We start from the raw sequence: 16,064 nt of genomic DNA on the forward strand, positions 1-16,064 counted from the left end.
GCAATCCATCCCGCAGGCCAGACCTTCGTGCTCTCATCGGCCACGGTGACCAACGGAGTGTCTGCTGATGAACCGGGCACTGAGCTGCCGGAAGGCTCGCCATGCTCGACTTCGGCGCGCCATGGCGCCGACTACCTTCCGTGACGCCGCCGCCCTGCCAGGTAGGAAGCCCCCTCCGGTCCCGCGATTTCCGCATGCAGTGTGCCGCGCGTGACCTCGAAGCTTTCCCCCGCCTGGTAGGTCTGGCGGGTATCGCCGGTGCCGTAGGTGAGGTTGCCGGACAGGATCAGCAGGCGCGCGTCGAAGGGGTGGGTGTGGTCCGGCGTCGCCTCATCCGGCGGCAGCGTCCGCTCCACCGTTTCCGTGTAGCCATCCCGCGCCAGCGCGGTCTCGAAGGCGGTTCGGTCCATGGTTCGGCGTGCTCCCGGGGGTGGTCTGGGCGGCGCATTCCGGTCTAGCCTCCGCGCCGTCAACGCCCGAGGGTCTATCATGTCCGCCACCGTCTTCACCAATGCCCGCATCCTGGATGGCCGAGTCGATGGCGGGATCGAGGGGCATGTCCTGGTCGAGGGCGGTACGATCCGGGAGGTGTCCGACAAGCCCATCGCCAGCAGCACCGCCCGGGTGATCGACCTCAAGGGCCGCACGCTGATGCCGGGGCTGATCGACGCCCATGTGCATGTGATCGCGAGCGAGGTGAACCTGGCGCGCCACGCGCTGCTGCCGGATGCGGTCGTCGCCTTCCGGGCCTCCAAGATCATGAACGCCATGCTGATGCGCGGCTTCACCACCATCCGCGACCTCGGCGGCGCCACCCAGGGCCTGCGCCAGGCGCGGGACGAGATGCATTTCGACGCGCCGCGCATGGTGATCTGTGGCAAGGCGCTGTCCGCCACTGGCGGGCACAGCGATGGCCGCGGGCGGTATGACAGCCGGGACATGGCGTATCTGGAAGCACGCCTCGGCTGCCTGGGCCGGATCGCCGATGGCGTGGATGCGGTGCGTCGGGCGTGCCGGGAGGAGATCAAGGCCGGCGCCGACTACATCAAGATCATGGCCAATGGTGGCGTCGCCTCGCCGACCGACCCCATCGCCTTCCTCGGCTACTCGAAGGATGAGATCCGCGCGGCGGTGGAGGAGGCGGATATGGCGCAGACCTATGTCGCAGCGCACCTCTACACCGACCAGGCGATCGACCGCGCCGTGGAATGCGGGGTCCTGTCGCTGGAACATTGCAATCTGATCGAGGAGAAGACGGCCAGGAAGGCCGCCGATGCCGGCGCCATCGCCTGCCCGACCCTCGTCACCTACGAATACCTGAAGATCGAGGGCGCATCGCTCGGCCTTGGCGCCGAGAGCGTCGCCAAGATCGACACGGTCCGCCTGGCGGGGCTGGAGAGCCTGGAGAAGATGCAGCGCGCGGGCCTCACCATGGCCTTCGGCACCGACCTGCTGGGCGAGATGCATCGCCATCAGTCGGAGGAATTCGTCATCCGCGGGCGCGTGCTGCCGGCGATGGAGGTCATCCGATCCACCACCGTCCACGCCGCGAAGCTGCTGCGCATGGAAGGGAAGATCGGCACCATCGCGCCGGGCGCCTTCGCCGATCTGGTCGTGGTGGAGGGCGATCCGCTGGCCGATCTCTCGCTGCTGACGGGGCAGGGGAAGAACCTTTCCGTCATCATGCAGGATGGCCGCTTCATCAAGGATGCCCTTGCGGCATGACTGAGAAACCGTGGGCTGGTCCGACCTCGACCGCCGCGCAAGGGCGCGGCGCCTTCGGCCAGACCGGCCCACTGGGGATGATCGATCCGGAGGCCCGCTTCCCGCACGCCCCGCTGCCCCTCCGCCCCAGGCTCACCTGGCCGGGGGGCGCGAGGCTCGCGGTCTGGGTCTGTCCGAACATCGAGCATTACGAATTCATGCCCGCGCAGGTGGGAAGCCCGCGCGACCCCTGGCCGCGCACGCCGCATCCCGACGTGCTGTCCTATTCGCTGAAGGACTACGGCAACCGCGCCGGCGTCTGGCGGATGATGGAAGTGCTGGACCATCACGGCATCCGCGGCAGTGTCAGCTTCTCCATGAGCGTGGGGGAGATGTTTCCCCAGGTGCTGGACGGCATGCTGAAGCGGGACTGGGACGTGTTCAGCCACGGCCTCTACAATACCCGCTACCACTGGAACCTCAGCGAGGACGCTGAGCGCGCGGAAATCCAGGCCAGCGTGGATGCCTGGCGGCGGATGACGGGGCGGCAGTTGCGCGGCTGGTTCTCCCCGGCCGCGTCGAACACGCTGGTGACGCCGGACCTCGTGGCGGAAGCGGGGATTTCCTACATCACCGACTTCTACCATGACGACCAGCCGACCCCGGTGCGCGTGCGGTCGGGCAGGCTAATGTCGATCCCCTACCAGATGGACCTCAACGACGCCGTGATGATCGGTGCCGCCGCCAATGAGGGCGAGGACTTCCTGCGCACGGCCATCGACATGTTCGACACGCTCTACACGGAGGGCGAGACGCAGCCGCGCGTGATGTGCGTCGCGCTGCACCCCTACCTCATGGGCCGGCCGCACCGCATCGGCTACCTGGACAAGATCCTGGCCTATATGCGGAAGCATGAGGGCGTGTGGTTCGCGACGGGCGCGGAGATGGCGGACTGGTACCTGCAACACCACTACGACGCGGCAATGCGATGACCATCCCGCCCGGCATGGACCACGACATCCACGACTACTCCGCCCAACCCTGGCGGCACGAACGCGCCTGGCGCGGTGGCCAAAAGCTGGCCGTCTACCTGCTGCTGCATATCGAGCACACGGAGATCTTGCCGCCGGCCGACAGCCACCGCGACCCGCGCTTCCGCGGCGCCTTCTTCAGCGGTTCCCCGGACTGGACCGCCTATACGCTGCGCGACTACGGCAATCGCATCGGCGCCTGGCGCATCCTGGATCTGCTGGACCGCCTGAAACTGCCCGCCAGCGTGGCCGTCAACCTGATGGCCGCGCAACGCCACCCGGAACTGGTGTCAGCCTGCCGCGACCGGGGGTTCGAGCCCGTGGCGCATGGCGTCTCCGCCAGCCGCATGCCGACCTCCCGCCTCACCGAGGCCGAGGAACGCGCCGCCATCCGGGAAGCGCGCGATGGCCTGGCGGCGATCTGGCCCGGCGCCACCGGATGGCTCGGCCAGGATCACGGCGCCACCGCGCGCACCACGCGCCTGCTGGCGGAAGCCGGCTTCGCCTATGGCCTGGATTGGGCGAATGACGAGGAACCCTACCGCCACGCCTCCGGCCTGGTCGCCATGCCGCCGCCCGGGGAATGGGACGATGTCCAGACCCTGGTGCTGCGCCGCGTCCCCGTGCTGCGCTGGCCGGGCCTGGTGCGGGATGCGGTGGATCGCCTGGTGGCGGAGCCGCGCGGAGGCCGCGCGCTGGGTATCGGCATCCACCCATGGGTGATGGGGGCGCCGCACCGAATCCGCTACCTGGCGGAGTCGCTGGAATGGCTGGCGGCGCGCGACGACATCGCCATCACGACGGCGGGGGCGCTGGCGGCCGAGTGCTAGATGAACTGCCCGCGAAGGAAACCCAGCGCGGGCAGGGGGCTCCATTTCTTCGGCAGGTCGGCGCGGCGGATCGGCGCCACGCTGTAATGCGGCACCGGCTGTTCGGAGCGCCGCAGGAAATCCTCATAGGCCGAGACCTGCTGCGCCCGCCAGGCACGATCCTCCAGCGCCGCGTTGCGGTTCCGGTAGACATTGGCGACACGGCTGAGACGCCCGGCGGTGGCGATCACCGCCCAGAGCGTATCTTCATCGCCGCTGCCGACGGAGATGGTAGGTTTCACCGCTCCTGAATCGCAAACCCCGCCCGCATCGGTCAAGCGCGGCGTGCATCACACCCCTTTGCCGGCGCACCGCGCCGTGGGATCACGGGCGCAACCCGTGAGGAGAGGACCCCGCATGATCGACCTCTACACCTGGAACACGCCGAACGGCCGCAAGATCTCTGTTGCGCTGGAGGAGATGGGCCTGCACTACAAGGTCCACACCGTGAACATCTCCAAGAACGAGCAGTTCGAGCCCGCCTTCCTGGCCATCTCCCCCAACAACCGCATTCCCGCGATCGTGGATCCCGATGGCCCCGGCGGCGCGCCGATCAGCGTCTTCGAGTCGGGCGCCATCCTGCTGTACCTGGCGGAAAAGACGGGGAAGTTCATGCCGAAGGACCCGCGCGGCAAGGTGGCAGTGACGGAATGGCTGATGTGGCAGATGGGCGGCTTCGGCCCCATGCCCGGCCAGGTCCACCACTTCCTGATGCAGCCCGAGGGTCCTGCCCGGGACTACGGCTTCAAGCGCTACCACACGGAGACGAAGCGCCTCTACGGCGTGCTGGAGAAGCGCCTGGCCGGGCGGGACTACGTGGCGACCGAGGGCGAGCCCTCCATCGCCGATTTCGCCATCCTGGGCTGGGCCTGGCGCCATGAGCGGCATGAGGTGCCCTTTGACGACCTGCCGAACGTCGCCGCCTGGTACCAGCGGATGATGGCCCGCCCGGCGACCGCCCGGGGCTTCGAGGTCACGCTTTCCTGAACGGATAGGCGGGGGTGCGCTTGTGCCCCCGCCCCTCTGCCGCTATGAGAACGCCTGCATACGTCGTGCAACTTCAACACCCTTGAGGAGGGGTGGCCGAGTGGCTGAAGGCGACGGTTTGCTAAACCGTTATAGGGGTTAAACCCTATCGAGGGTTCGAATCCCTTCCCCTCCTCCACGCACCGCGTGATTTCAGCGGCTTAGGGCCGCTTCCGCGGCTAATCCGCTTTTACTGGCTTGATACCCCTGGCGGTGAGCGTCGGGGCCACGCCCCTGCGGCTTTACGTCGAAGCGCTTGGCGGCTCCGTGCAGCCTGTCCTCGATGGCCGTGCCAGCTTCGGCCTTGTCGGGTCGCTGCCGCTATTGCCGCCGGGGCTGCTGGCGGAGCAGGTGACCACGGTGGGCTGCACCATGGTCGCCGCGGCCAGCCACCCCCTGGCCGCGCATCGCGGCATGATCGGGCGAGAGGAACTGGCGAAGCATGTTCAGCTGGTGCTGACGCACCGGTCCGACCTGTGGCAGGCCGGGAATTCGGCGTCATGTCACCGCTCACCTGGCGGCTCGCCGACCTGTTTGCCAGGCACGCCTTCCTGTTGAGCGGGCTGGGCTGGGGCGGCATGCCGCTGCACGCCATCGCGCAGGACCTGGCCGAGGGCCGGCTTGTCGAGTTGGCGGTCGCGGATGTTCCGCCGGGTGGATTGCGGTTGCCGATTTCCGCGGTGTACCGCGCGGCCGCCCCGCCCGGTCCTGCGGGACGCTGGATGATCGATCAGCTGAAGCTTTGCTCCCGTCGCGATACGGAGCACGGACAGACAACCGGTTGACGGCGCGCTGATGGACAGCGGGATGGCCGTCGCCGAGCGGCGAGGAGGGCGTCGAGCACCGGCCGATCCCTGGCCCCCCACCTAGATGTTCGTGGTGGTGATCCCGCCATCCACGGCCAGCACCTGGCCGGTCACGAAACTCGCCTGGTCGGTCGCGAGGAAGCAGATCGCCTTGGCGATGTCCTCCACCGTGCCGAGCCGGCCGAGCGGCGTGCGCGCGATGCGGCGCTGATCCTTCTCCTCGGTCCGGTGCTTCGCGGTACCCTCGGTCGGCACGGCGGAAGGCGCGATGGCGTTCACCCGGATGTGGCGCGGCCCGAGATCGGCGGCCGCGGCGCGCGTGATGCCCATCACCCCCGCCTTGATCCCGCTATAGACGATGGAGGATGGCGTGGCGCGCAGACCCGCGGTGGAGGCCACGTTGACGATCGATCCGCCGCGCTCCGCATCCATCACCTCGGCCGCGGCCTGGATGCCCCATATCACCGACTTGAAGCCGATCTCCAGCATGCGGTCCACCGTCTCCGGCGCGATGTCCGGCACGGCCTGGTAGCGGACCCAGGCGGCGTTGTTCACCAGGATGTCGAATCGCCCGGCGCGTTCCGCCAGGCCCAGCACCGCGGCGCGCATGCCATCCCGCGTCGCGACATTCTGCGCGATGCCGATCGCCCGGCCGCCGGCGGCCTCGATCTCCGCGACCGCGGCGGCGACGAATTCCGGCTTGAGGTCGTTCACCCCCACCACCGCGCCCATCGCGGCCAGGCGGCGCGCGGTGGCGCGGCCGATGCCGTTGCCGGCGCCGGTCACCAGCGCGACGCGGCCCGCGAGCATGCCGGCCATCGAATCCTGGGTGTCCATTGCGTCTCTCCCCGGCTCAGTTCGCGTCGATCAAGGCGGCGGCGACTGCCTCGCGCAGGGCAGGGGCCTCGCCCTGTGCCTCCAGCGCGCGGATTCGGCGGAGATGGCGATGCACCGGGATGTCCCAGGTGAAGCCCATGCCGCCATGCGCCTGGATGGAGGCCTCCGCGATCAGCGGCCCATGCGTGGCGGCGGCGAGGAAGGCGGCGCGCCGTGCCAGCACGCCCTCCGCATCCCCGCCGCAGCCGGTGGCCCGAATCAGCGCGCCGCGCATGCCTTCCAGTGCAAGTTTCTGGCGCGCCAGCAGATGCCGCAGCGCCTGGTTGGCGACCAGCGGCTTGCCGAATTGCCGACGGGTCGTGAGATGCTCCACCGCGAGGGCGAGGGAGGTTTCCGCGGCGCCGAGGATCGCCGCCGCGCGCAGCAGCGACGCCTCCTCCGCCAGGGCGCTCCACGCGACGGCATCGAGGCGGCAGGCTGCCTCCGCGCCTGTGAGCGTCACGCTGTATTCCGGCGCGGTCTCGTCCAGCCCGATGGCTTTCGCGACGCGGAGAGTGCTGCCCGGCAGCAGCGCCGCGCCCTCCGCGAGCCGCACCAGCACCCAATGCGCCCCCGCTGCAAGCGGCGCGCGGCCGACGGTGCCGGTGAGGTCAGCACGCGCGGTGCCGGCCCAGGCGATGGTGCCGCGTGCCTCGCCGGCCGCGAGTGCCGCCGCGATGGCCGGCGCCGGCCCGGCGAGATGGCGCGCCAGCAGGATCGTCTCGGCCAGCGGAAAGGCCAGGTCGCCGGCGCCCGCGGCCTGCAGCACCGGCAGGGCGAAGCGGAGGTCGAGGCCGAGGCCGCCCACTTCCTCCGGCGCCAGCACGCCGAGCAGCCCATCCTCCGCCAGCCGCGCCGCGCAGCCAACGGGATCGAGGCCGTGGCAGGCCGCGACGGCCTTGCGGGCGCTGTCCGCGAATTCGGCGGGATCGAGGCCCGTCTGCATCATGTCCATGCTCACTTCCCCCGCGGCAGGTTCAGCACGCGATCGGCGATGATGCCGAGCTGGATTTCCGTGGTGCCGGCGTAGATCGTCTCCGCGCGCGCCTGCAGATAGATATCCTTGAAGCGCTTCTGGGCCTGCAGCACGGGCGGCGGCGCATCGGGGCTGGCCATGCCCAGCATCTCCATCGCCAGCGCGGCGAAGCGCTGATGCGCCTCGCTCCAATGCAGCTTCATCAGGCTGCCGCGCGCGCCGATCGCCTCGCCGGCGACCAGCGCCTCCACCACCGGCTCCACATTGCCCTTCACCATCTCGATGTCGACCAGGGTGGCGGCGATGCGCTGGCGATAGGCGCCGTCGTGCAGCAGCGGCGCGAGCGCGGGATCCTGCCGGCAGGCGGTGACGAGGTGGCGCAGCTCATTCTCGAAGCGCCAGGCGCGGTACATCCGGTTCGTCGCACGTTCGATGCCGAGCACGCGGATCGCGGCGTTCCATCCCTCATCCGGCGCGCCGAGCGCGTCCTCGGGTCCGACGGGCACGTCGTCGAGGAAGACCTCGGCGAAGCCGCCATCCTTGTCGTTGATCTGGCGGATCGGCCGCACGCGGATGCCCGGCGCATCCATCGGCACGGCGAAAAGGGCGAGGCCCTTGTGGCGATCCTCCAGCGGGCCGGTGCGCGCCAGCAGCAGGCAGCGCGCGGCCTTGGCGGCGCCGGACGTCCAGATCTTCTGCCCCGTGATGCGCCAGCCCGCGCCATCCCGCGTGGCCCGCGTGCGCAGCCCCGCGAGATCCGATCCGGCCTCGGGCTCCGAGAAGCCCTGGCACCACATCTCCCGCATCTCCAGGATGGCGGGGAGGTAGCGCTGCTTCTGCTCCTCCGTGCCGATCGCCAGGATGATCGGGCCGGCGAGTTCCTTGCCGATGGAGCTCACGCTTTCCGGCAAGGCGAGGCGCCCGATCTCCTGGTTCGCGACCAGGTGTTCGCGCAGCGTCCGGCCATGCCCGCCATAGGTGCGCGGCCAGGTGATGCCGGCCAGGCCCGCGCGGTGCATCGCTGCCTCGAAGTCGCGGCATTGCTGCAGCGTGGGCGTCGTATAGCCCGGCGCGTCGGCCAGGAAGCCGGGCGGGACGTTGGCGGCAAGCCAGTCGCGCACATGCGCGCGGAAGGCGTCGCCGCTGAGGTCGTGATGCATGCCGTCCATCATGCCGGTCGCTCCGATGCGGGGACGATCAGCGCATCCAGCGCGACCGCGCCCTGGCCTTCCGGCCGCAGCAGCAGGGGGTTGATGTCGATCTCCGCGACATCCGCGGCGTGCTGCGCGGCGAAGCGCGACAGCGCGGCGATGGCGCGCGCGGCGGCGTCCAGATCCGCCTTCGGCCGGCCGCGCGCACCGTCCAGCACGGGGAAGGCCTTGAGGCTGCGCAGCATGGCCATCGCCTCCGCCTCATCCACCGGCGCGGGGCGCACGGCGACATCCTGCATCACCTCCGCGAAGATGCCGCCGAGGCCGACCAGCACCACCGGGCCGAAGATCGGGTCGCGCTTGGTGCCGATGATCATCTCGATCCCGCCGCTGACCATGGGCGATACGAGCACGCCGGCGATACGCGCGGCCGGGGCCTTGGCGCGGACGCGCGCAAGCATCGCGTCATGTGCCTCGGCCACGGAGGCGGCATCGCGCAGGTCGAGGACGACGCCGCCGACCTCCGTCTTGTGCGGCAGGTCGGGCGAGACGATCTTCAGCACCACCGGGAAGCCCATCGCCGTGGCGGCCGAAGCGGCTTCCGCCGCGCTGCCCACCACGCGTTCCGCCAGCACCGGCACGCCAGCCGCCGCCAGCACGGATTTCGCGCCGGCCTCGCTGGCGATCATCGCGCGGTCGAGCGGCGGCGCGGGCGGCAGGGCAGGGGGTGGCGGCGGCAAATCCCGCGCGGCGGCCAGCGCGCAGAGCCCGGCCAGCGCCTGCGCCGAGGGTCCCACGCCGTCCACCACGGCGAAGCCCATCGCAGTCAGTTCCTGCACCGCATCGGCCGGGCCGTGCACGGCGAGCATCACGACCTTCTCCGGATGCTTCTCCCTCACCGCGCGCAAGGTCGGCATGTAGACGCCGCGCAGCCGCGGCAGATAGAGCGAGGAGGAGAGCAGCAGCAGCAGCGCGTCGCAATTGTCGTCCTCCAGGATGGCGGCGAGGATCGCCTCCAGGATTTCCGGGCGGCTCGACATCTGCGCCGTCGCATCCACGGGGTTGCGTGGCGAGGCATAGGGCACGGCGGCCAGGATGCGCTTCTGCGTCGCCTCCGACGGCATGGGTAGCGAAAGGCCGGCCGCACTGGCCGCATCCGCCAGCAGCACGCCGAAGCCGCCCGACGCCGTCAGCAACATCGTCCGCCGGCCGCGCGGCAACCGCGCGCCCAGCACGGAGGCGGCATGGCCGAGGTCGAGCATCTGCTCCACGCTGTACACGCGCACGGCGCCCGCACGGCGGAACACGGCATCGAACACCGCATCCGATCCCGCGAGCGCTCCGGTATGCGAAGCCGCGGCCGCCTGGCCGGCCTCCGAGGCGCCGATCTTCAGCACGATGACCGGCTTTTCGGCCTGCCGCGCTTCCTCCAGCGCCGCCACCAGGCGCGGGGCGTCGCGGCAGGTCTCCAGCACGCAGAGGATGACCTTCGTCGCGTCGTCGCGCGCGAGCCAGGCGATGGCGTCGGCGATGTCCACGTCGCATTCATTGCCGGTGGTCAGGAAGCGGCTGATGCCGATGTCGCGTTCGCGCGCCAGCAGGGCGGTGTAGCTGCCGAGGTTGCCGCTCTGCGACGCGATGCCGATCGGCCCGGCGGGCGGCAGGCTGCCTTCCAGCACAATGGAGAAGGTCGCGATGCTGCGTTCCGCGATGCTGACCGCGCCGAGGCAGTTCGGGCCCAGCACGCGCAGACCGGTGCGCCGCGCCGTTGCGCGCAGCCGTGCCTGCAGCGCTTCGCCGGCCTCGCCGAGTTCGGCGAAGCCGGAGGAGAAGATCACCGCGCCCTTCACGCCCTTCGCCGCGCAGGCCTCCAGCGCATCGGGCGCCGCTTCGGCGGCGACGGCGATGATGGCGAGGTCGGGCGCCTCGGGTAGGTCGGTGATGGAGGGATAGGCGCGCAGGCCCTGAACCTCTGCCGCGCGCGGGTTCACCGGGTAGATCGCTCCGGGGAAGCCGAAGCGGCGCAGCAACTCCACCGGGCGGCCGCCGATCTTTGTGGGATCCTGCGACGCGCCGATGATGGCGATGGAGCGCGGTTGAAGAATCGCTTCCAGGCCGGCGCCGATAACGTCCATCTCAGCGCCCCTTGAAGACCGGCTTGCGCTTCTCGACGAAGGCGGTGCGGGCTTCCTTCGCGTCCTCGGTGCGGGAGAGGGCGACGGTGAAGTTCTGCTCGAAGCGGTAGGCATCGCGCTGCGGCATGAGGTCCACCATGTTGGCGGAGGTCTTGGCGTAGTTGATGGCCAGCGGGCTCTTGTCCGCGATGCAGGCGGCGTAGCGCATGGCTTCCGGCAGCAGGTCCTCGCGCGTCGTCGCCTTCTCGATGATGCCACGGCGGTAGAGCTCGGCGCCGGTCAGCCGCCAGCCCGTGTACATCATCATCCGCATGGCGGAGCGGCCAAAGATGGTGCGCAGCATGGCGCCGCCGCCGGCCAGGCCGACATCGATCTCAGGCATGCCGAACACCGCATCCTCGGCCGCCAGGTAGATGTCACAGGCCGCCATGAGCCCGAGCCCGGCACCCAGCGCCGCGCCGTTGACGGCCGCGATGACCGGCTTGGCGCATTCGCGGATGGCGTTGCCCGTTTCCCGCGTCACGCGGTTATGGGCGTGGAAGGCACCGGTCTTGCCGGGATCCGGCCGGTCCTTGAGGTCGGCGCCGGCGCAGAAGGCCTTGCCGGCGCCCGTCAGCACGGCGACGCGGATATCGTCGCGCTCCGACACCGCGTCGAACACCTCGATGATGGCGTCGCGCATTGCGCGGTTCAGAGCGTTCACCGGCGGGCGGTTGAGGGTGACGAGGGCCACGTGGTCCGCGACCTCGAGCGTCACGATGTCGCCGGACATGGATGCTGCGGACATGCCGTTTTCCTCCCACTCGAGCTGTACCGGGACTTGCTACTGTCCAATCGGTCAGTCCCCAAGGTGGTAGCGCCACGCTTGAGCGTCCGCAACCGCAATCAGCCTATACACAGGGCGTTGACCGATCGGTCAGCATGGGCATAGGATCGCGCCAACGAAAGACTGCGGAGGAGACGTCGATGTCCATGCTGTCCCGCCGTGCGCTGCTGGCTGCCGGCCTGGTCATGCCCGGTCTGTCCATGCCGGGCATCGCCCGCGCGCAATCCTCCAGCCCCATCCGCTTCGTGGTGCCCTTCGCCGCCGGCGGGCTGACCGACATCGTCACCCGCATGGTGGCGCAGCACATGGCGCAGACGCTGGAACAGACCATCGTCGTGGAGAACCGGCCCGGCGGCAACGCCATCATCGCGACGCAGGCGGTGGCCCGCGCGCCGAAGGATGGGCTGACGGTGCTGGTCGGCGGCACGGCGGGGCTGCCACTCAACGTGCTGATGCGCCCGACGCTGCCCTATACGCTGGAAGATTTCGCGCCCGTCGCGCTGCTGTTCGACGGCCCGCTCTCGCTCACCATCAACGCGAGCCTGCCGCCCCGGACCATCGCGGAATTCGTGACCTTCGCGAAGGCCAGCCGCAACCCGCTGCGCTATGCCACCAACGGTGCGGGCAGCGTGGGACATCTGTTCGGCATCCTGATGGCCAACGCCATGGGGATCGAGCTGACCGACGTCGCCTATCGCGGCAACGGTCCCTCCACCATCGACCTCCTCGCCGGGATCATCGAGATCAGCGTCGAGGCACCGACCACCACCATCGAGCATGTCCGCGCCGGCAGGCTGCGCCTGCTCGGCCTTTCCTTCCCGGAACGCGCGCCATTGCTGCCGGAGATACCGACCTTCAAGGAGGCGGGCTATCCTCAGCTTGTCACGGGCTTCTGGACCGCGCTGCTCTGCCCGGCCGGCACGCCCACCGATGTTGTTGCACGGCTTAACGGGGCCGCGAACCGGGCGATGGAGAGCGAGACGATCCGCCAGCGCCTGGCCAGCGAGGCGCTGCGCGCCATCTCCGGCCCGCCGGCGCTGCTGCAGCAGCAGATGGCGCAGGACATGGCCCAATGGGGCCGCATCATCCGCGAGAAGAACATCACGCTGGAATAGGGAGGGCAGCATGAACAGCATCGCTTTCGGCCGCCGGGCACTCGCCGGTGGCGCGCTTTCGCTCGGCCTGGCGCGATCGGCGCGCGCGCAATCCTGGCCGGAACGGCCGGTGCGCATCATCGTGGCCTTCTCCCCCGGCGGAGAGCCCGACATCCTGATGCGCGGCATGCAGCCGCTGATGCAGGAGGCGCTTGGCCAGCCCGTGGTGATCGACAACCGCCCGGGCGCATCGACGCAGATCGGGGCGGAGGCCGTCGCGCAGGCGCGGCCCGATGGCTACACGCTGCTGATGACGTCGTCGACGACCTTCGCCGTCAACCCCCATCTGCGGCCGGACCTGCCCTATCGCCTGTCGCAGTTCCGTCCGATCACGCAGCTGCTCCAGGCGCAGCTCGCGCTCTATGCCAATCCGCGCCTGCCCATCCGCACGGTGGCGGAGTTGATCGACTACGCCCGGCGCCAGCCCAACGGCGTGACCTACACGACCACGCTGCGCGGCGGCGTCGCGCATCTCGCGGGTGAACGGATGAAGCAGATCACCGGCCTGCAGATGCAGGACGTGCCGTTTCGCGCCAGCACGGCCGCGGCTCAGGCAATCATCCGCGGGGATGTCGATATCGGCTTCGATGGCCTGGCGACCTATCTTGGCCTGGTGCGTGGCGGCGAGATCCGTGCGCTCGCCGTCACCGGCACGAGGCGGACCGACGCGCTGCCTGATGTGCCGACCTTCGCGGAGACCGGCTATCCCGACCTGGCGCAGGGCTACTGGTACGGTCTTTTCGCGCCCGCGGGCACGCCCGATGCCGCAGTGACGCGCATCCTGGCCGCGGTCCAGGCCGCGTCGCGCAATGAGCATCTGCGGTCGATCTGGGCGGCGCAGGGGTCCACGCTGGACAGCATGGACCCCGATACCTTCCAGACGCTGCTGGCGACGGAGAGCGCACGCTGGGGCGCGCTGATCCGCGGCATCGGGCTCAAGCTGGACTGACTACTCGGCCCGCATGCCGCGGAAGATCATGTCGAAATAGGCGTCTGCGATCTGCGGCGCCGGCATACCCTTGTCCGGCTTGTACCAGCGGTGCATCCAGTTCAGCGCGGAGAGCACCAGGCGGCCCGCCAGCGGCACATCGAGCGGGCGGAACTCGCCGGCATCGATCGCCTGCTGGATCAGCGTGCGGACCAGGCCTTCGTAGCGGTCGCGCCACATCATCCGCTCCTTCTGGCGCCGCTGCTCCGGGTCGCTCCAGAAGGCGCTTGTGGAGGCGAGCCAGGCCCAGCGGTAGCGCTGGAAATACTCGCCTGTCGCGACCATGAAGGCGCGCAGGCGCTCCGTCGGTGTGGCACTCTCGGGCAGCCGGTCGAAGACGAACTGGTACAATTCGCGCGTTGATCCCAGCGCGATGCGGGCGAAGATCTCGTCCTTGTCGGTGAAGTGATGATACAGCAGCGACTTGGAGATGCCGCAGGCCTCTGCGATGTCGCGCATCGAGGTGCCGTCATAGCCATTGGTCGCGAAGAGCCGGGCGGATTCAGACAGAATCTGAAGGATGCGCTCGGCGGAATCACCCGCTTCAACCGTCGATGCCGCACGCGCCATGAGTCACCTCCAGGAGGCCGGAATGTGGCCTCCCGCCCGTCCGCCCGCAAGTATTGACCGATCGGTCAGCGGCCGCCACCCTGGCGGGGGAGGGCCGGCATGGAGATCGCGCGGATCGGCGGCACGCGGGACCGGCTTGGCGAAAGCCCAGTCTGGAGCGCCAGCGAGCAGCGCCTCTACTGGGTCGATTCCCTCGAAGGCGTGCTGCACCGGCTCGATCCCTCGACGGGCGTACACCAGGCTTTCACGGTCCCGGCGCCGGTCGGTTCCTTCGCGCTGTGCCGCGATGGCGGCGTGCTGCTGGCGCTGGCCGACGGCTTTCGCCGCTTCGATCCGGCCCGTGGTGCCCTGGCGCCCGTGGTGCCGCTGGACATCACCCATCCCGACATTCGGCTGAATGACGGCAAGGTGGATCGACAGGGACGCTTCGTGGCGGGCACGATGCACATGAACCTCGCCGCCGGTACCACGCCGCTTGGCGGGCTCTACCGCCTAGCGGGCGGGCGCGTCACGAAGCTGGCGGGGGACATCGTCACCGCGAACGGGCCCTGCTTCAGCCCGGATGGACGCACGCTGTATCTCGCCGACAGCCCGCGCCAGGTGATCTGGGCCTTCGACTACGATGCCGGGGAGGGACTGCCGGGCAACCGGCGCGTGCTGGTGGACTTCGCCCTGCTCGGCACCGCGCCGGATGGCGGCACGGTGGATGCCGATGGCCATCTGTGGTTCGCGCTGGTTCGCAGTGGTGAGATTGGCCGCTTCGATCCCACCGGCCGCCTTGTCCAGCGCATCCGTATGCCCGTACGGTACCCGACCAGCCTGAATTTCGGCGGCCCGGCGCTCGACGTGCTCTACCTCACCTCGATCTCGCGCAGCCACCGCCTGACGGCGCCGGAGCCCGAGGCCGGCGGGCTCTTCGCCATCACCGGCCTCGGTGTCACCGGCATCGCGGAGCCGCTGGCAGTCCCAAACGCTCCCTGATCACTCCAGCGTCAGGCCGATGCGGCGAATGATGCGGCCCCAGGTCGCCGTCTCCTCGGCGATCATCGCGCCGAAAGCCTCGGGCGTGTTGGTCTCGATCATCGCGCCCTCATGCGTCAGGTTCTGCCAGAGTTCGGCATCGCCCATCGTGCCGATGGTGGCGGCGTGCAGATGGGCGAGCACGGGTGCCGGCAGGCCGGCCGGCGCGAGCAGCCCGTACCAATGCTGGTGCCCGATGTCACGCACGCCGCTCTCGGCGAAGGTGGGCGTGTCCGGCAGGGCGGGGACGCGGGCGTCACCGGTCACGGCAATCACCTTGGCGCGACGCTCCTGCACCAGGCTCAGCCAGGCGGGGATGCCATCGATCGCCAGCGCCAGGTCATCCCGCATGATGCCTTGCTGCATCATCGGCGTGCCGCGGTAGGGCACGTCGATCAGGTCGATCCCGGCGGCGATCTTCAGCGCCTCCCCCGTCAGATGGGTGGAGTTGCCGCGGCCGGTGATGCCGTAGTGCAGCGGCTGGCGCGCCGCCTTCGCCAGCGCGACGACGCCGGGCATGTCGGTCGCCGCCAGGTTTGGGCTGGCGTAGAGCGCGAGGCGCGTGCGGATCAGCAGCGAGATCGGCTGGAACTGCTCGATCCGGTAGTTGATCCGGTTGAACAGATGCGGGTTGGCGGCGAAGGTGGTCGATGTGCCCATGAACAGCGTGAGCCCGTCCGGCGCCGAGGCCGCGACGTGCTCCGCCCCCAGCATCGTCGTGGCGCCGGAGCGGTTGTCCACCACGACAGCGCTGCCGATCCGCGGCGCCATGCCTTGCGCCAGCCGTCGCGCGAAGATGTCCGGCCCGCTGCCGGCGCTGTAGGGCACCACCAGCCGCACCGGCCTGCCCTGCGCCGCCGCGCGGCCCGTGATCGCCGCCGTAGCCAGCCCCGCGAGAATGCTGCGTCGCCGTGCCTGCATGGCGTTCCCTC

The 16,064-nt window shown here is 69.8% G+C and carries 18 protein-coding genes and 1 tRNA gene; 10 read left to right on the forward strand and 9 right to left on the reverse strand.

Features of this window, described 5'->3' with window-relative positions:
* Positions 1–131: 131 nt before the first annotated feature.
* Positions 132–410 (reverse strand): cupin domain-containing protein, encoded by a 279-nt coding sequence (locus tag ACTIE5_RS02830; RefSeq protein WP_439548174.1) that lies wholly within the window; start codon positions 408–410, stop codon positions 132–134.
* A gap of 79 nt (positions 411–489) precedes the next feature.
* Between ACTIE5_RS02830 and ACTIE5_RS02835 the strand changes: the two genes are divergently transcribed.
* The 3 genes from ACTIE5_RS02835 to ACTIE5_RS02845 are packed head-to-tail and all read left to right on the forward strand — an operon-like array spanning position 490 to position 3,565.
* Positions 490–1,725, forward strand: a complete 1,236-nt coding sequence (locus ACTIE5_RS02835; protein ID WP_439548175.1) for an amidohydrolase family protein — start codon at positions 490–492, stop codon at positions 1,723–1,725.
* Complete coding sequence (locus ACTIE5_RS02840) at positions 1,722–2,696, forward strand: polysaccharide deacetylase family protein (protein WP_439548176.1); 975 nt, start codon at positions 1,722–1,724, stop codon at positions 2,694–2,696. The genes ACTIE5_RS02835 and ACTIE5_RS02840 overlap by 4 nt, the downstream gene beginning before the upstream one ends.
* Complete coding sequence (locus ACTIE5_RS02845) at positions 2,693–3,565, forward strand: polysaccharide deacetylase family protein (protein ID WP_439548177.1); 873 nt, start codon at positions 2,693–2,695, stop codon at positions 3,563–3,565. Before ACTIE5_RS02840 ends, ACTIE5_RS02845 begins: the two co-directional genes overlap by 4 nt.
* On the opposite strand, the gene ACTIE5_RS02850 is transcribed toward ACTIE5_RS02845, so the two are convergent.
* Positions 3,562–3,846: a hypothetical protein gene (locus ACTIE5_RS02850; RefSeq protein WP_439548178.1), complete on the reverse strand. Its 285-nt coding sequence runs from the start codon at positions 3,844–3,846 to the stop codon at positions 3,562–3,564. The two genes, ACTIE5_RS02845 and ACTIE5_RS02850, sit on opposite strands and share 4 nt — an antisense overlap.
* A gap of 115 nt (positions 3,847–3,961) precedes the next feature.
* Between ACTIE5_RS02850 and ACTIE5_RS02855 the strand changes: the two genes are divergently transcribed.
* The 4 genes from ACTIE5_RS02855 to ACTIE5_RS02870 all read left to right on the forward strand — a co-directional run bounded on the left by ACTIE5_RS02855 (position 3,962) and on the right by ACTIE5_RS02870 (position 5,415).
* Positions 3,962–4,591 carry a glutathione S-transferase family protein gene (locus tag ACTIE5_RS02855; protein ID WP_439548179.1) on the forward strand — a complete coding sequence of 210 codons (630 nt, stop codon included), beginning with the start codon at positions 3,962–3,964 and terminating at the stop codon, positions 4,589–4,591.
* Positions 4,592–4,677: 86 nt separating this feature from the next.
* A tRNA-Ser gene (locus ACTIE5_RS02860) sits at positions 4,678–4,769 on the forward strand.
* A 74-nt stretch (positions 4,770–4,843) separates the two neighbouring features.
* A complete protein-coding gene (locus tag ACTIE5_RS02865; RefSeq protein ID WP_439548180.1) occupies positions 4,844–5,188 on the forward strand; it encodes a LysR substrate-binding domain-containing protein in 345 nt (114 codons plus the stop codon).
* Positions 5,131–5,415: a LysR substrate-binding domain-containing protein gene (locus ACTIE5_RS02870; protein ID WP_439548181.1), complete on the forward strand. Its 285-nt coding sequence runs from the start codon at positions 5,131–5,133 to the stop codon at positions 5,413–5,415. Before ACTIE5_RS02865 ends, ACTIE5_RS02870 begins: the two co-directional genes overlap by 58 nt.
* An 81-nt stretch (positions 5,416–5,496) precedes the next feature.
* On the opposite strand, the gene ACTIE5_RS02875 is transcribed toward ACTIE5_RS02870, so the two are convergent.
* Genes ACTIE5_RS02875 through ACTIE5_RS02895 form a run of 5 tightly spaced genes read right to left on the reverse strand, consistent with a single transcriptional unit; the run spans position 5,497 to position 11,361 of the window.
* On the reverse strand, positions 5,497–6,273 hold the full coding sequence (locus ACTIE5_RS02875) for an SDR family NAD(P)-dependent oxidoreductase (protein ID WP_439548182.1): 777 nt from the start codon (positions 6,271–6,273) through the stop codon (positions 5,497–5,499).
* A gap of 16 nt (positions 6,274–6,289) precedes the next feature.
* The gene (locus ACTIE5_RS02880; protein WP_439548183.1) at positions 6,290–7,267 is read right to left on the reverse strand and encodes an acyl-CoA dehydrogenase family protein; all 978 of its coding nucleotides are present in this window, start codon (positions 7,265–7,267) and stop codon (positions 6,290–6,292) included.
* Positions 7,268–7,269: 2 nt separating this feature from the next.
* Positions 7,270–8,460: an acyl-CoA dehydrogenase family protein gene (locus tag ACTIE5_RS02885; RefSeq protein ID WP_439548184.1), complete on the reverse strand. Its 1,191-nt coding sequence runs from the start codon at positions 8,458–8,460 to the stop codon at positions 7,270–7,272.
* On the reverse strand, positions 8,457–10,574 hold the full coding sequence (locus ACTIE5_RS02890; protein ID WP_439548185.1) for an acetate--CoA ligase family protein: 2,118 nt from the start codon (positions 10,572–10,574) through the stop codon (positions 8,457–8,459). The genes ACTIE5_RS02885 and ACTIE5_RS02890 overlap by 4 nt, the downstream gene beginning before the upstream one ends.
* A 1-nt stretch (position 10,575) precedes the next feature.
* Positions 10,576–11,361, reverse strand: coding sequence for an enoyl-CoA hydratase/isomerase family protein (locus ACTIE5_RS02895; protein ID WP_439548186.1), 786 nt, complete (start codon positions 11,359–11,361; stop codon positions 10,576–10,578).
* 179 nt (positions 11,362–11,540) lie between these two features.
* Between ACTIE5_RS02895 and ACTIE5_RS02900 the strand changes: the two genes are divergently transcribed.
* Both ACTIE5_RS02900 and ACTIE5_RS02905 read left to right on the forward strand, forming a co-directional pair.
* Positions 11,541–12,515: a Bug family tripartite tricarboxylate transporter substrate binding protein gene (locus tag ACTIE5_RS02900; protein ID WP_439548187.1), complete on the forward strand. Its 975-nt coding sequence runs from the start codon at positions 11,541–11,543 to the stop codon at positions 12,513–12,515.
* A 10-nt stretch (positions 12,516–12,525) separates the two neighbouring features.
* On the forward strand, positions 12,526–13,503 hold the full coding sequence (locus ACTIE5_RS02905; protein WP_439548188.1) for a Bug family tripartite tricarboxylate transporter substrate binding protein: 978 nt from the start codon (positions 12,526–12,528) through the stop codon (positions 13,501–13,503).
* On the opposite strand, the gene ACTIE5_RS02910 is transcribed toward ACTIE5_RS02905, so the two are convergent.
* On the reverse strand, positions 13,504–14,112 hold the full coding sequence (locus tag ACTIE5_RS02910; protein WP_439548189.1) for a TetR/AcrR family transcriptional regulator: 609 nt from the start codon (positions 14,110–14,112) through the stop codon (positions 13,504–13,506).
* A 99-nt stretch (positions 14,113–14,211) separates the two neighbouring features.
* Here ACTIE5_RS02910 and ACTIE5_RS02915 point away from each other — a divergent pair, with 99 nt between their 5' ends.
* Positions 14,212–15,093, forward strand: coding sequence for an SMP-30/gluconolactonase/LRE family protein (locus tag ACTIE5_RS02915; RefSeq protein WP_439548190.1), 882 nt, complete (start codon positions 14,212–14,214; stop codon positions 15,091–15,093).
* On the opposite strand, the gene ACTIE5_RS02920 is transcribed toward ACTIE5_RS02915, so the two are convergent.
* Positions 15,094–16,053 (reverse strand): Bug family tripartite tricarboxylate transporter substrate binding protein, encoded by a 960-nt coding sequence (locus ACTIE5_RS02920; RefSeq protein WP_439548191.1) that lies wholly within the window; start codon positions 16,051–16,053, stop codon positions 15,094–15,096.
* Between the last annotated feature and the right edge of the window lie 11 nt (positions 16,054–16,064).

Source organism: Falsiroseomonas sp. (genome assembly GCF_051859025.1).
Classification (GTDB): domain Bacteria; phylum Pseudomonadota; class Alphaproteobacteria; order Acetobacterales; family Acetobacteraceae; genus Falsiroseomonas.

Coding starts and splice junctions, on each gene's coding strand:
- ACTIE5_RS02845 (WP_439548177.1), top strand. CDS start 2,693: ATGACCATCCCGCCCGGCATGGACCACGACATCCACGACTACTCCGCC.
- ACTIE5_RS02895 (WP_439548186.1), bottom strand. CDS start 11,361: ATGTCCGCAGCATCCATGTCCGGCGACATCGTGACGCTCGAGGTCGCG.
- ACTIE5_RS02855 (WP_439548179.1), top strand. CDS start 3,962: ATGATCGACCTCTACACCTGGAACACGCCGAACGGCCGCAAGATCTCT.
- ACTIE5_RS02870 (WP_439548181.1), top strand. CDS start 5,131: ATGTCACCGCTCACCTGGCGGCTCGCCGACCTGTTTGCCAGGCACGCC.
- ACTIE5_RS02900 (WP_439548187.1), top strand. CDS start 11,541: ATGTCCATGCTGTCCCGCCGTGCGCTGCTGGCTGCCGGCCTGGTCATG.
- ACTIE5_RS02835 (WP_439548175.1), top strand. CDS start 490: ATGTCCGCCACCGTCTTCACCAATGCCCGCATCCTGGATGGCCGAGTC.
- ACTIE5_RS02905 (WP_439548188.1), top strand. CDS start 12,526: ATGAACAGCATCGCTTTCGGCCGCCGGGCACTCGCCGGTGGCGCGCTT.
- ACTIE5_RS02880 (WP_439548183.1), bottom strand. CDS start 7,267: ATGGACATGATGCAGACGGGCCTCGATCCCGCCGAATTCGCGGACAGC.
- ACTIE5_RS02875 (WP_439548182.1), bottom strand. CDS start 6,273: ATGGACACCCAGGATTCGATGGCCGGCATGCTCGCGGGCCGCGTCGCG.
- ACTIE5_RS02885 (WP_439548184.1), bottom strand. CDS start 8,460: ATGATGGACGGCATGCATCACGACCTCAGCGGCGACGCCTTCCGCGCG.
- ACTIE5_RS02915 (WP_439548190.1), top strand. CDS start 14,212: ATGGAGATCGCGCGGATCGGCGGCACGCGGGACCGGCTTGGCGAAAGC.
- ACTIE5_RS02830 (WP_439548174.1), bottom strand. CDS start 410: ATGGACCGAACCGCCTTCGAGACCGCGCTGGCGCGGGATGGCTACACG.
- ACTIE5_RS02910 (WP_439548189.1), bottom strand. CDS start 14,112: ATGGCGCGTGCGGCATCGACGGTTGAAGCGGGTGATTCCGCCGAGCGC.
- ACTIE5_RS02890 (WP_439548185.1), bottom strand. CDS start 10,574: ATGGACGTTATCGGCGCCGGCCTGGAAGCGATTCTTCAACCGCGCTCC.
- ACTIE5_RS02840 (WP_439548176.1), top strand. CDS start 1,722: ATGACTGAGAAACCGTGGGCTGGTCCGACCTCGACCGCCGCGCAAGGG.
- ACTIE5_RS02920 (WP_439548191.1), bottom strand. CDS start 16,053: ATGCAGGCACGGCGACGCAGCATTCTCGCGGGGCTGGCTACGGCGGCG.